The organism is Streptomyces sp. NPDC017943, from assembly GCF_044328425.1.
Taxonomy (GTDB): Bacteria; Actinomycetota; Actinomycetes; order Streptomycetales; family Streptomycetaceae; genus Streptomyces; species Streptomyces djakartensis_A.
In genome coordinates, this window is sequence record NZ_JBIRHH010000016.1 from 23,467 (window position 1) to 37,608 (window position 14,142).

Here is a 14,142-nt window from a genome sequence, read left to right on the forward strand (position 1 = left end):
TGCGGCGTTCCGCCTCCCTGCCCCGCATGCCCCCCCGGCGGCGGCGGTGAGGACGTGTGGCTCAGCGGCCCTGGTAGTGGGCCGCCTTGGAGCGGGCCGAGCCGAGCTTCGCGTAGAGCTTGCCGCCGGGGCACTCCGTCTTGAAGCCGTCCCGGTGCCCCGAGATCACGTTCAGCCGCACCTTCCTGCCCTTGCTGTAGAGGTTGCTGCCGGCCGACGTCAGCGTGGTCTTCTTCTTCGGGTTCATCCCGTGCAGGCCGAGCTTCCAGGCGCTGAGCCGGGCGACGGCCTTGACCGCGGCCTTCGACGGCTTCTTCGAGCCGTACGTCCCGAGGACGGCGATCCCCATGCTGTTGCTGTTGAAACCGAGGGTGTGCGCGCCGAGGACCGGCTTGGCCACGCCTCCGGCCCGGCCCTCGTAGATCTTTCCGCACTTGTCGACGACGAAGTTGTAGCCGATGTCCCGCCAGCCCATGCTTCTGACGTGGTAGCGGTAGATACCGCGGATGAGTGAGGGGACCTGCGAGCAGTTGTAGCCGTTGCCGCTGGCGGTGTGGTGCACGAAGGCCGCCTTGACCTTCTTCGTGTACTTGAAGCCCGACTCCCGCAGCCCTTCGTCCGCGCCCCAGCCGCGCCGCGTGACGATGGCCGGGCGGGGGCCGATGTACGGCTTCGCCCGCGGGGCGGTGGCCACCCCCTCGGCGGCGAGCGCGAGCAGCTCCTGCTCGGTCTCGGCGCGGTCGAGGGCCGCGATCTGTGCGGCGCCCGGGGCGGCGAGGCCGGCGTTGGCGGCGGAGGCCTCGGCGGCGGCGGTGCTCTCGGCGGCGGAGCCCGCGGTGCGGGGTCCGTCGACGGACCGGTCCTCGTCACCCGGGTCGACGAGTTCGAGACGGAGTCCGGCCGGGAGCGGAGGCGCGGCGGCCGCCCCGCGGGCGTCGGTGCCCTGCCCGGTGGCGTCCTGCGCCGGCTCGGAGCGGACCCGGAGCTCCACTCCGTCGGAGTCGCCCACCCACAGCGGTGCCGTGGCGCCGCGCACCCGGCCCGAGGCGCCCTCGGCGGTGTCCCGGTCGGCCGCGTGCTCGGTGTTGTGCGTCTCCAGGGCCTGCCAGTCGGACCAGGCGCCGGTCGCGGCGGTGCGGGTGCGGACCTGGACGCGGCCGTGCAGTTCGGCCGCGGGGTCGTCCCAGACGACCCCGACGAGGGAGAAGTGGCGTACGGAACGGCGGGGCACCACCTGCTCGGTGGCGGGGGCGGAGGGGGTGGCGCGGTCGCGGGCGGAGGGTTCCAGGGGGAGGGACTGGGTGCTGCCGGGGACGGCGGGCGCGGCCGCGCGAGGGGCCGGTGCGCCGGGGGCGCCCGCGTCGGCCGCGGGTCTCGCCGCCGCGGCGGCGGGCGGGGTGAGGGGAAGGGCCAGAGCGGCCGCACAGGTGACACCGATCGAGGAGGCAAGGAATCCACGCATGCCCCTGATCTTGGACATAGTCATACAAGTCTGTCCATCTGGGATGTGACGGGCTGTCGGCCCGGATTCCGCCGAACCGGTGGCGCATCCGGGGCGGGTCGGGAGGCCGTCCCTTGGGCGCGGGCCCGGGTGTTGCGTACGCTTGCCCGGGTGAACGCCACCGATCGCACCCCTGCCGACCTGCTGGCTTCCGCGCTCGCCGCGGACCCCGGACGCCCCCTGGTGACCTTCTACGACGACGCGACGGGCGAACGGGTCGAACTGTCCGTGGCCACCTTCGCCAATTGGGTGGCCAAGACCTCGAACCTGCTCCAGGACGAACTGTCGGTCGAGCCCGGGGACCGGGTGGCCCTGCTGCTGCCGGCGCACTGGCAGACGGCGGTGTGGCTGCTGGCCTGCGCGTCGGTGGGCGTCGTCGCCGACGTGGCCGGGGACGTGCGGGCCGCCGACGTCGTGGTGAGTGGGCCGGACGGGCTGGAGACGGCCCGGGGCTGCTCCGGGGCACGGATCGCGATGGCGCTGCGGCCGCTGGGCGGACGGTTCCCGCAGGTGCCGGAGGGCTTCGCCGACTATGCGGTGGAGGTGCCGGGGCAGGGTGACCGGTTCGTGCCGTACACGCCGGTGGACCCGGACGGCCCCGCGCTGATCGTGGCCGGCCGCGAGTTCAGCGGCGCCGAGGTCGTCGAGCGGGCCCGGGCGGAGGCGACGGCCCTGGGGCTGACCGGTCCCGGGTCGCGGATCCTTTCGGGGCTCGGCTTCGACACGTGGGAGGGCCTGAACGCGGGCCTGTACGGGCCGTTGGCGACCGGAGGCTCGGTGGTGCTCTGCCGCAACCTGGACCGGGCCGGCGCCGGGGTGCTCGACAAGCGGATCGAAAGCGAACGCGTCACGACCCTCGCCCAGGGCTGAGCCACGCGGCCGGACCGAGCCGACGGGGCTGACGGCCGGGCGGCTGGGCGGCTGGGCCGAGTACGAGGGCTCTCGCCGGGCGGCTGGGCGCGAGTACGAGGGCTGAGCGGGCTCGTTCGCTCGTTCGGCGTATCCCCATCCCTCCCCCGGGGCCCGTCCGGGCCATCGTCGTAGGAAGCAGTGCGCACGTTCCTACGTCAGGAGGGGTGGTCCCTGTCGTGGCCGACACAGGAGGGCAGGGGCCGGTGCGGGGGCCCGTCGCCGGGGCCACGGCCGGTGGCGGGGGCCTGGCCAGGCGGCGCCGGCGGCGGTGGGTGCGGATCGCCGCGTTCACCTTCACCGGCGTCGTCCTCGTGGCCGCGGGCGCGGGCTGGGCCGTCTACGCCAAGCTCAGCGGGAACATCACCCCCGACGAGGCCGCCGCGGCGGAGCTGGCGCGCTACGAGAAGGAGCGGCCCACCGCGCTGGTCAAGGACGCCCGGAACATCTTGCTCATCGGGTCGGACTCGCGCGAGGGCGACGACAACGCCCGCTACGGACGGGACTCGGGCACCGAGCGGTCCGACACCGCGATCCTGCTGCACCTGTCCGCGGGCCGCGGCCGGGCGACCGCCGTGTCCCTCCCCCGCGACCTGATGGTCCAGCTGCCGGGCTGCCGCCGCCGGGACGGATCCCGCAGCGCGCCCCGGTTCGCCATGTTCAACCAGGCGTTCCAGGTGGGCGGTTCGGCGTGCACGATCCGCACGGTGGAGAAGCTCACCGGCATCCGGGTCGACCACCACGTCGTCGTCGACTTCCACGGCTTCAAGGAGATGGTCGACGCCGTCGACGGCGTCCAGGTGTGCCTGCGCGAGCCGATCGACGACCGGGCCGCCAAGCTGCGGCTGCCCGCGGGACGGGTCACCCTGAACGGCGAGCAGGCCCTCGGCTACGTCCGCGCCCGCAAGTCCCTCGGCGACGGCAGTGACACCGAGCGGATGGAACGCCAGCAGCGCTTCCTCGGCGCGCTCGTCAACAAGGTGCGCAGCAACGGCGTCCTGCTGAACCCCGCGAAGCTGTATCCCGTGCTGGACGCCGCCACGTCCTCCCTCACGACCGACCCGGATCTGGCGAGCCTGCGCGGGTTGTACGAACTCGTGCGCGGCCTGCGCGACATCCCCATCGAACACGTGCAATTCCTGACCGTGCCGCGGGAGTCGTACGCGCTCGACGCCAATCGCGACCAGCTCGTGGAGCCCGAGGCGGAGGAGTTGTTCGAGCGGCTGCGCACCGACAGGGCGGTGGCCGTGGCGGGAAACGTACCGCCGGATCCCGCGCCCGACGAGCCCCGTGAGGGCCGCGTCGAATCGAACGGGGAGTCGCACCGCGGGCCCTCCGGGACGCCGCCCGTCACCGCTTCTCCCCCTCCGACGTTCCGGGGGAACACCGCGGCCGAACACTTCTGTGAGTAAAGCGGGCCCCAAGGGAATCTACGGCGACGAACTCTTCCTCTGGGAAATGGGCGAATTGCCCAGGTGTAGGGACGTGGAATTTGTCACCGCCGTCGTTCGACGCTGAAGTGGGCGGTTAGTGTGAGCGATCCGGTGCGCCCGGCTTTCCGAGGAACGGTCCTCGAGTCGCGCACTGTGACCGAGACCCGAGCGCCTGGAGGGGGAAGGCGCCGCGTGCCCCGACGGAGGAATCAGGCAACCGTGGACGCGCAAGGCCGTGGGCGGGCGGACGACATCGATCCCGCCGACCAGTGGGTGCTCAACCCGAACACCGGCGAATACGAACTGCGACTGGGCCCTTCCGCACCGCAGTCGGTGCCGGGCCCGCGCAGGCCGCGGTCCTCCGACGCGGCCCCGCCGGCCCGCGGCCGCAAGGAGGCCGCGGGACGCCCGCGCCGGGAGGGTCAGGGGCAGAAGACCCGGAGCCGGGAGACGGCGCGCCGCGAGGCGCCGGGGCGGGAGACCCCGGGACGCGACGCCCCGGGCCGTAGCGTGCCCCCGCCGCGCAGACGACGCGGGGCGCCGGAGGAGCCGCCGCCGGGACGCCGCGGCAGGCGTCCGGTCAAGAAGACGTCCAAGGGCAAGAAGATCCTGCTGTGGACCGGCGGCACGATGGCCTTCGTGCTGGTCGCCGGAGCGGGCGCGGCGTACCTCTACATCCAGCACCTCAACGACAACATCGCCTCCGTCTCCGACGACGGCGCGAGCACCGGTGGCTTCGAGAAGGACAAGGCCATCAACATCCTGCTGATCGGCACGGACAAGCGCACCGGCAAGGGCAACGAGAGCTACGGCGACGCGGGCAGTGTCGGGCACGCCGACACCACGATCCTGCTGCACGTCGCCAAGGACCGCTCCAACGCCACCGCGCTCAGCATCCCCCGCGACCTCATCGTGGACGTGCCGGACTGCCCGACCACGCAGGACGACGGCTCGCAGAAGGTCATCCCCGGCACCCAGCGGGCCCGCTTCAACACCAGCCTCGGCCAGGACGGCCGCACCCCCAGCTGCACCATGCGGACCGTGACCGAGCTGACCGGGGTCAAGCCGGACAACTTCATGGTGGCCGACTTCAACGCGGTCAAGACGCTCACCAGCGCGGTCGGCGGGGTCGAGGTGTGCCTGGGCAAGGACATCGACGACCCGGACTCCCACCTGAAGCTGTCCGAGGGCACGCACACCATCGAGGGCGAGCAGGCGCTGGCCTTCGTGCGGACGCGGCACGCCGTGGGCTTCGGCGGTGACCTGAGCCGGATCGGGTTGCAGCAGCAGTTCCTGAGCGCGCTGATGCGCAAGCTGAAGTCCAACGACACGCTGACCAGCCCGCAGAAGATGCTCGACCTGGCCGAGGCCGGCACCAAGGCGCTGACCGTCGACTCGCAGCTGGACAGCATCGGCAAGCTCAAGGACCTCGGCCTGGAGCTGGGCAAGCTCAACGTCAAGAACCTGACCTTCACCACGGTGCCGGTCATCGACAACCCGGCGGAGAAGGTGAAGGCCACGGTCGTCCTCGACGACTCGAAGGCTCCGCAGGTCTTCAACATGATCCGCAACGACGTCTCGTTCACCGAGGTCAAGAAGCAGAAGAAGAAGGAGAAGGACGCCGCCGCCGCCCGGTTGAAGGGCAGCAAGGCCCCGGCCTCCGAGGTGCGGGTGCGGATCCTCAACGGCGGCGCCGTCTCCGGCAGCGCCCAGGAGACGCTCAGCTGGCTGCAGAACGAGGAGGGCGTGACCAAGTCGGAGAACGCCGGCAACGCGCCCGAGCCCCTGAAGAAGACGACCCTGGAGTACGCCCCCGAGCAGGCCGGGCAGGCCCGCCGTCTCGCCGAGATCATGGGCCTGTCCGGGGCCGCGATGAAGCCCGGCGAGAGCGTCACCAACTCCCAGGGCCTGCCCGCGATCACCCTCACCCTCGGCAAGGACTTCGAGGGCGCGGGGGTGCCGCTCACGACCCCGGACAAGGCACCGGAGGGCGTCGACAAGTCCACGGCCGACAAGGTCGAGTGCGCCAAGTGACGTGACGGGCCGGTCGTGCGTCCTACAGGGCGTACGACGGGCCGTGTCCGGTGACGCGCGCGACATCGCGCGGGGTGGGAAGGCGGGGGAGAGATGGCGCAGGGCAGCAGTGTGTTCGGGGAGGGGACGAGACCGGGCCCCGGGCCGCGCCGGCCGGTGGCCGGGGACGGCGGTCCGGTGGGCGGGGCGGGTGGCTCCGGCGGTACGGGCGGCCGGCCGCCGCGGGGCCGCGGCCGCCGCGTGCTGCGCTGGTCGGCCCTCGGGCTGTCCACGCTCGTGCTGGTCACGGCCGGGGCGGGCTACCTCTACTACGAGCACCTGAACGGCAACATCCACAAGGGCGAGCGCAGCAGCGGCGACTCCAAGGCGCGCAGGGCCGAGCCGAACGCGGCCGGGCAGACGCCCCTGAACATCCTGCTGATCGGCTCCGACAGCCGGAAGTCCGATGCGAACGTGCGGTTGGGCGGCAGCCGGGACAGCCGCGGCAACCCGCCCCTGGGCGACGTGCAGATGCTGATCCACCTGGCCGCGGACCGCAGGAGCGCGTCCGTGGTGAGCATCCCGCGCGACACCCGGGTCGACATACCCCGGTGCACGGACCCGGAGAGCGGCCGCACGTACCCGCCGGTGAACACCATCATCAACGCCTCCCTCGCCCGGGGCGGAGCCGGCTGCACGCTGACGACGTGGGAGAACCTCACCGGCGTCTACATCGACCACTGGATGACGATCGACTTCGCGGGCGTGGTGCGGATGGCCGACGCCATCGGCGGGGTCGACGTCTGCGTGCGCCAGAACGTGTGGGACCGCCCGCTGCCCGGTGTGCCCGGCGGCTCGGGGCTGAAGCTGAAGGCAGGCCACCGCAAGGTGCAGGGCGAGCAGGCGCTCCAGTGGCTGCGCACCCGCCATGCCTGGGGCAGCGACCCGCTGCGGGCCCGGGCGCAGCACCTGTACATGAACTCGATGATCCGCACGCTCAAGGCGCAGAACGTCTTCACCGACACCGGCCGGCTCACGGACCTCGCGGAGGCGGCCACCAGGTCGCTGCACGTCTCCGAGGAGATCGGGACGGTCAAGAAGCTGTACGACCTGGGCGCCCAGCTCAGGACCGTCCCCACCGGCCGCATCACCATGACGACGCTGCCCACGGCCGCGGACCCCGAGGACGCCAACCACCTGGTCCCGGCGGGCGCCGACGCCGACCGGGTGTGGGAGATGCTCCGCGACGACGTGCCGTTCGACGGCAAGGGCTCACGGGCGTCGAAGAAGCCCCGGGCGAAGACGCCCCGGGACCCGGCCGCGCCGGACGGCGAGATCGAGGTGCGCGTGCGGAACGCCACGCGCACCGGCACGCTCGGGCCGGTCGGCGGGCGGGCGGCCGACGTGGCGCGGATCCTCGCCGGGAAGGGCTTCACGAAGGCCGCGGCGGACACCTCCGGCGCCCTGGCCGAGGAGCGGACGGTGGTGCGCTATCCGGACGCCGGGCTGGAGGGCGACGCCCGGCGGGTCGCCAAGTCCCTGGGGGTGCCGACGAGTTCGGTACGGCGGTCGCCGGACGTCCCGGGGGTGACCGTCGTCGTGGGCGCCGACTGGCGTACGGGCACGGCGTATCCGAAGCGGCCGGAGCCCGGGGTGGAGGATCTGCCCGGTGACGCGGACGCGCTCAACGGCTCGGACGCGGGCACGTGCATGGACGTCTACAAGCCCTACCGCTGGTGACGGCCGGGGGTCCGGCGACACACGTGTGCATCGAAATCCGCTTGCGGACTTGAGCGTTGATGCCCGATATGTGGACGCCGAAATCGTCGTTCTGCGCACACCGGCGTTCAACCGGGCGGATAGTGTGAGCGATCCAGTGCTTCTGTGACGATCGAGTACCCGTGCGCTCCCCGGGGGGAGGGGCGCCGCGTGCCCCGACGGAGGAAACAGCGACCGTGGACGCGCAACGCCGTGGGCGGGGGGACCGGATGGACCCCGCGGACCAGTGGGTGCTCAATCCGAACACCGGTGAATACGAACTGCGACTGGGCCCTTCCGCACCGCAGTCGCCCGGCGGTACCCCCGGGTCCGCGGGCGCCGCGCGCACGACGGCCCCCCGCTCCGGCGCCTCGCGCCCGGCGGGTCCCCGGACGGGCGGAGCGCCCCGCACGGACGTGCCGCCGCAGCGCAAGCGGCGCACCGAGCCCGCCGGGACCCCCGCCGGGCGGCGCGGCGGTCGCCGGCCGGTGCAGCCGAAACCCCGGCGGGGCAGGAAGGTGCTGCTGTGGACCGGCGGCACGATGGCCTTCGTGCTCGTCGGCGTCGCCTCCGCCGGCTACCTCTACCTGAGGCACCTGGAGGGCAACGTCACCACCACCGACGTCGGCAGCGCCGGCGCCTCGGACTTCAGCACGGACGAGGCGTTCAGCATCCTCGTCATCGGCACGGACAAGCGCACCGGTGAGGGCAACGAGGGGTACGGCGACAAGGGCAGCTCCGGGCACGCCGACACCACGATCCTGCTGCACGTCGCCAAGGACCGCTCCAACGCCACCGCGCTCAGCATCCCCCGCGACCTCATCGTGGACATCCCGGACTGCCCGACGAAGCTGGAGGACGGCTCGGAGAAGGTCGTCCCCGGGACGCGGGGCGTCCGCTTCAACCGCAGCCTCGGGGAGAACGGCCGGGACCCGGGCTGCACGATGCGCACGGTGGAGGAGAACACCGGCATCTCCGTCGACCACTTCATGATGGCCGACTTCAACGCGGTGAAGACGCTGACCACGGCGGTCGACGGCGTCGACGTGTGCGTGGAGAAGCCGATCGACGACAAGGACTCCAAACTCAGGCTGCCCGCGGGCGAGTCGACGGTCGAGGGCGAGCAGGCCCTCGCCTTCGTCCGCACGCGCAAGAGCTTCGGCAACAGCGGCGACCTGGACCGCATCAAGGTGCAGCAGCAGTTCCTCGGCTCGCTGATGCGCAAGATGTCCTCCGGCAACACCCTCACCAACCCGTCCAAGCTGCTGAAGCTGGCCGAGGCCGCGACCGAGGCGCTGACGGTCGACAAGGCGATCGGCTCGGTCGGCACCCTCAAGGACGTGGCGCTGGAGCTGAAGAAGGTGCCGACGAAGAACATCACCTTCACCACCGTCCCCGTGAAGGACAACCCGGCGGAGACGGTGAAGGCGACGGTCGTCCTCGACGAGTCGAAGGCGCCCCAGGTGTTCGACATGATCCGCAACGACGTCTCGTTCACCGAGGTCAAGAAGCAGAAGAAGAAGGAGAAGGACGCCGCCGCCGCGCGGTTGAAGGGCAGCAAGGCCCCGGCCTCCGAGGTGCGGGTGCGGATCCTCAACGGCGGCGCCGTCGCCGGCAGCGCGCAGAAGATGCTCCAGTACCTCCAGATCGAGGAGGGCGTGACCAAGTCGGAGAACGCCGGCAACGCGCCCGAGCCCCTGAAGAAGACCACCCTGGAGTACGCCCCCGAGCAGGCCGGGCAGGCCCGCCGTCTCGCCGACATCATGGGCCTGTCCGGGGCCGCGATGAAGCCCGGCGAGAGCATCACCAACTCCCAGGGCCTGCCCGCGATCACCCTCACCCTCGGCAAGGACTTCAAGGGCGCGGGCGTGAAGCTGAACGCCCCCGCCGAGGCGCCGGAGGTCGAGAAGTCCACGGCCGACAAGGTCACGTGCGCGAGTTGACCCGCTGAGGGCAACTGACGGGCCCGTCGTGCGTCTAACAGGGGGCAGGACGGGCCTGTTGCATGCGCCGGGGGGCGGGAAGGACCGGGGAAGTGACGCAGAGCGGTGTGCGGGAGGACGGAGTGCGACAGGGCGTCCGTGAACCGGGAGCGGAGGAGACGGTGCCGGACGACGCCCCGGCGCTCGACGCGGGCACCCCGCCGGACGACGACAGCCCGACCGACGACGACGGCCGGTCCGACGACGACGGCCGGCCGGACGACGACGGCCCGCCGGGCGGTGGCGCCTCCCCCAGCGGCGGCTCCGGTGACGGGAGCGACGGGAAGGCGGGCGGGGCGCGCCGCGGTGGCCGTCCCAAGCGCCGGCGGCGGGCGCTGAAGTGGGCCTCCGCCGTGCTGGCCGTACTGATACTCGGGACCGCCGGGGCGGGATACCTCTACTACCGGCACCTCAACGGCAACATCAAGAAGGACGCCCTGAACCTCGGCGACGGCAAGGTCGCCGCCCCCACCCCGAACGCAGCCGGCCAGACCCCGCTGAACATCCTGCTCATCGGCTCCGACGCCCGGGACACCGAGGAGAACCAGAAACTCGGCGGCGCCCGCGAGACGTTCGGCTCCACCCCGCTCGCGGACGTGCAGATGCTGCTGCACGTGTCGGCCGACCGCAGCAACATGTCGGTCATCAGCATGCCGCGCGACACCCTGGTCGAGATCCCCAAGTGCACCGACCCGGACGACGGGAAGGTCTACCCGGGCACCCGGGGCCGGACCATGACCAACCAGAGCCTCGGCCACGGCGGTCCCGGCTGCACGGTCGCCACCTGGCAGGAGCTGACCGGCATCCACATCGACCACTTCGTCATGGTCGACTTCGCCGGGGTCGTGTCGATGGCCGACGCGGTCGGCGGGGTGCCCGTCTGCGTGGACCGCAACATCCACTCGCGCACCTCCGACGGCAAGGGCTCGGGCCTGAAACTGAAGAAGGGCACCACGTACATCCAGGGCGAGCAGGCTCTGCAGTGGCTGCGCACCCGCTACGGCTTCGAGGACGGCAGCGACCTCGCCCGCGCCAAGGCCCAGCACATGTACATGAACGCGATGGTCCGCCAGCTGCGCGAGAACGCCACCCTCAGCAGTCCCAACAAGCTGCGCAGGCTCGCCGAGGAGGCCACCCGGGCGCTGACCGTCGACCCGGGCCTGGACACCGTCAAGAAGCTCTACGACCTCAGCGACCAGCTGCGGATGGTCGAGCCGGAGCGCATCACCATGACCACGATGCCCAACCGGTACGTCGGCGCCCGGGTCGAGCCCACCGAGGACGCCGAGCAGCTGTTCCGGCTGGTGCGCGAGGACATCGCGCTGGACGGCAAGGACAAGCCGAAGGCAGTGGTGGACAAGGCCTCCGACGACCCGGCCGCCGCCGACGGCGAGATCGCCGTCCAGGTGCGCAACGGGACCCGGACCGACACCCTGGCCCCGGCGAGCGGCCGCACCAGCGCCGTCGCCGGACTGCTGAAGGAGCAGGGCTTCACCCAGGCCGTCGCCGACACCGACGGCTCGTGGAGCGAGAAGACGACCGTCGTCCGCTACCCGAGCGCCGACCTGGAGGGCGACGCGCAGCGCGTCGCCAAGGCCCTCGGGATCCCGCTGGGTTCGGTGAAACGGTCCACCGACGTCAGCGGCGTCACCCTCGTCGTCGGCGCGGACTGGCGCACGGGCGACGCCTACGAGGCGCCGGAGCGCAGCGACAGGACCCCCGAGTCGGCGCAGGCCCTCAACGGGGCGGACGACAAGGCCTGCATGAAGGTGAGCCCCGGCTTCACCTGGTGACGGCGACGGGCCCCCTCCCGGTGCGGGAAGGGGCCCGTGGGCCACACCTGTGGACGGAGGGGGCGTCAGCCGGTGGCGGCGTCCGCGCGGACCGCCGGGCGCCGGGAGGCGATGACCTTCCTCGCCAGCGACCGGGGGCTCGTCAGGAAGCCCCAGCCCCACGACATGTGCATCGTGGCGAGCGCCACCGGGATCCGCAGCCGCGCCTTCAGCGGCAGCCCCTTGCCCGCGGGCACCGAGCCGAGTGCGATCGCCGCGAGGTAGCCCCCGGGCACCACGAAGCCCCACGGCGTCAGCAGGGCGCCCACGACCGTACCGGCCGCGATCGCGCACACGGCGGTCGGCGGGGCCAGGTAGCGCAGGTTGATGGAGCCCTCGTGGTACCGGGCGACGACGTGCCGCCACCGGCCGTAGTCCTTGTACTGCTTGGCGAGCGCCTTCACGGTGGGCCGCGGCCGGTACGACACCTTCAGCTCGGGCGAGAACCAGATCAGCCCGCCCGCCTCACGGATGCGGAAGTTCAGCTCCCAGTCCTGGGCGCGGATGAACTCCACGTTGTAGCCGCCCTGCTGCTCCAGCGCCTCGCGCCGGAACACCCCCAGGTACACCGTCTCGGCCGGGCCCGCCTGGCCGCCGGTGTGGAAGGCGGCGTTGCCCACCCCGATCTTCGAGGTCATCGCGGCGGCGACCGCGTGCTCCCAGTCGTTCTCGCCCTCGGCGTGCATGATGCCGCCGACGTTCTGCGCGCCGGTCTCCTCCAGGAGCCGTACCGCGGTGGCGATGTAGTTCGGCGAGAGCATGCCGTGGCCGTCGACGCGGACGACGATCGGGTGCCTGGAGGCGTTGATCGCGGCGTTCAGCGCGGCGGGCGTGCGGCCCGTGGGGTTGGGGACGGTGTGCACGCGCGGGTCTTCGGCCACGAGCTCGGCGGCGATCTCGTCCGTACGGTCCGTGGACGGACCGAGGGCGATCACGACCTCCATCTCGCCGGCGTACTCCTGCGCGAGGATCGCTTGGACTGCTCCCCGCAGATGCCGCTCCTCGTTGAGGACGGGCATGATCACGGAAACGGCGGGGAGCCGCACGTCGGGATTGGCGTTCATAGGGGGCTCACGTTACCGCGAACGGGGGACACCGGTGCGCGCCGCCGGGGCGGTACCGCGGGCCGCAGATCGTATCGGCCTACGGTTTCACGGATCCCACGCACGGCCGTCGTCCGGAGGTGCCCCATGCCCACGCCGCCGCGGTCCCCTCGGTCCACCGCCGCCCCGCAACGCCGCCCCCAGCCGCCCTCCCGGCGGACCCCGCGCCGGCCCGCCCCGCCCGGGCGCGGGCGGCGCCGGCCCCGCTGGGGCCTGCGGATCGTCACCACGCTGTCCGTGGTGGTCCTCGCCTCGGCCGGGATCGGGCACGCGGTGATGACCAGCCTGGACGCGGACATCGCCCGGGTCGACCCCTTCAAGGACATGAAGAACCGCCCGCAGGCGGGCCACGGCATGAACGTGCTGCTGGTCGGCACGGACGGCCGCGACCGGATCAGCAAGGAGGAGCGGCGCAGGTACCGGCTGGGCGGCGCCCCCTGCCACTGCACGGACACGATGATGATCGTGCACATCTCGCAGGACCGGGAGCGGGCCAGCGTGGTCAGCCTGCCGCGCGACTCCTACGCCGAGACACCGGCGCACGTCGACCGCACCTCGGGCGAGCGCCACCGCGGGCACCCGGTGAAGCTGAACGCGGCGTACGCCGAGGGCGGGCCGCAGCTGACCGTGCGCACCGTGGAGAGCATGACCAAGGTGAAGATCGACCACTACCTGGAGGTCGACTTCACCAGCTTCATGAAGACGGTCGACGTGGTCGGCGGTGTGCAGATCTGCACCGCGGACCCGCTCAAGGACAGCTACACCGGCCTGAACCTGCCGGCCGGCCGGCACACGCTCGCCGGCGGCCAGGCCCTGCAGTACGTGCGCGCCCGCCATGTGGACGGGGCGTCCGACCTGGGCCGGATGAAGCGGCAGCAGCGGTTCCTGGCGGCGCTGGTGGAGCGGGTCACCTCGTCCGGGATCCTGCTCAACCCGATGAAGTTCCGGGACGTGACCCGGGCGGTGCTGGGCTCGGTGCGCGCGGACAAGGGGTTCGGCACGGACGAGATGCTGGACCTGGGCCGGGCGATGCGGAACTTCTCCCCCTCCTCGTCCGAGTTCACCACCGTCCCGATCGGGCGCATGGGCTACGCCGTGAAGGGCGTCGGCTCGACGCTGAAGTGGGACCCGGTGAAGGCCGAGCGGCTCTTCCACGCCCTGCGCCAGGACCAGCCGCTGTCGGTGCACCACCAGCGCGGCGCGGCCCTGATCGTCCCGGTCGCCCCGCAGCAGATCCGCGTCCAGGTGGAGAACGGCACCCGGACCGCCGGTCTCGGGCGCCGCGTGGACGCGGCCCTGGCCTCGACGGGGTTCCGCACCACCAAGGCGCCGGTGAACTCGGCCACCCACGACGTCAGGCGCACGGTCGTCGCCCACGACCCGCGCTGGGACCGCTCCGCGAAGTCCCTCGCCGCCGCCCTGCCGGGCAGTGAGCTGCGCCCGGTCCGGGGCCTCGGCCCGACGCTGAAGGTGATCGCGGGCGCGGACTTCGAGCGGGTGCGCAAGGTGCGGGCGGAGGACCCGGGGCAGGGCGAGTTCGGCGTGGTGCGCGGCGACGAGGTGGCGTGCTCGTAGGGACGGCCGGGCCGGAGGGCTCCGGCCTTCCCCGGG

9 protein-coding genes are annotated in these 14,142 nt (G+C 72.4%); 7 read left to right on the forward strand and 2 right to left on the reverse strand.

Annotation, left to right across the window (positions count from 1 at the left end):
• Positions 1–61: 61 nt before the first annotated feature.
• Entirely contained in the window at positions 62–1,462 is a 1,401-nt protein-coding gene (locus ACH4C6_RS33395) for a peptidoglycan recognition protein (RefSeq protein WP_398112437.1), read from the reverse strand.
• A gap of 150 nt (positions 1,463–1,612) precedes the next feature.
• Here ACH4C6_RS33395 and ACH4C6_RS33400 point away from each other — a divergent pair, with 150 nt between their 5' ends.
• The 6 genes from ACH4C6_RS33400 (at position 1,613) to ACH4C6_RS33425 (ending at position 11,389) form a co-directional block, all read left to right on the forward strand.
• Complete coding sequence (locus ACH4C6_RS33400; protein WP_398112439.1) at positions 1,613–2,371, forward strand: TIGR03089 family protein; 759 nt, start codon at positions 1,613–1,615, stop codon at positions 2,369–2,371.
• 218 nt (positions 2,372–2,589) lie between these two features.
• Positions 2,590–3,822 (forward strand): LCP family protein, encoded by a 1,233-nt coding sequence (locus ACH4C6_RS33405; RefSeq protein WP_398112440.1) that lies wholly within the window; start codon positions 2,590–2,592, stop codon positions 3,820–3,822.
• 240 nt (positions 3,823–4,062) lie between these two features.
• Positions 4,063–5,877: an LCP family protein gene (locus ACH4C6_RS33410; protein ID WP_398112441.1), complete on the forward strand. Its 1,815-nt coding sequence runs from the start codon at positions 4,063–4,065 to the stop codon at positions 5,875–5,877.
• A 93-nt stretch (positions 5,878–5,970) separates the two neighbouring features.
• Positions 5,971–7,596 (forward strand): LCP family protein, encoded by a 1,626-nt coding sequence (locus tag ACH4C6_RS33415; RefSeq protein ID WP_398112442.1) that lies wholly within the window; start codon positions 5,971–5,973, stop codon positions 7,594–7,596.
• Between the two features lie 215 nt (positions 7,597–7,811).
• On the forward strand, positions 7,812–9,557 hold the full coding sequence (locus tag ACH4C6_RS33420; protein ID WP_398112443.1) for an LCP family protein: 1,746 nt from the start codon (positions 7,812–7,814) through the stop codon (positions 9,555–9,557).
• A gap of 92 nt (positions 9,558–9,649) precedes the next feature.
• On the forward strand, positions 9,650–11,389 hold the full coding sequence (locus ACH4C6_RS33425) for an LCP family protein (protein WP_398112444.1): 1,740 nt from the start codon (positions 9,650–9,652) through the stop codon (positions 11,387–11,389).
• 65 nt (positions 11,390–11,454) lie between these two features.
• Here ACH4C6_RS33425 and ACH4C6_RS33430 read toward each other — a convergent pair whose 3' ends face one another.
• Positions 11,455–12,492 carry a glycosyltransferase family 2 protein gene (locus ACH4C6_RS33430; protein WP_398112445.1) on the reverse strand — a complete coding sequence of 346 codons (1,038 nt, stop codon included), beginning with the start codon at positions 12,490–12,492 and terminating at the stop codon, positions 11,455–11,457.
• A gap of 126 nt (positions 12,493–12,618) precedes the next feature.
• On the opposite strand from ACH4C6_RS33430, the gene ACH4C6_RS33435 reads away from it, so the two are divergent.
• Complete coding sequence (locus tag ACH4C6_RS33435) at positions 12,619–14,106, forward strand: LCP family protein (RefSeq protein WP_398112446.1); 1,488 nt, start codon at positions 12,619–12,621, stop codon at positions 14,104–14,106.
• Positions 14,107–14,142 lie beyond the last annotated feature (36 nt).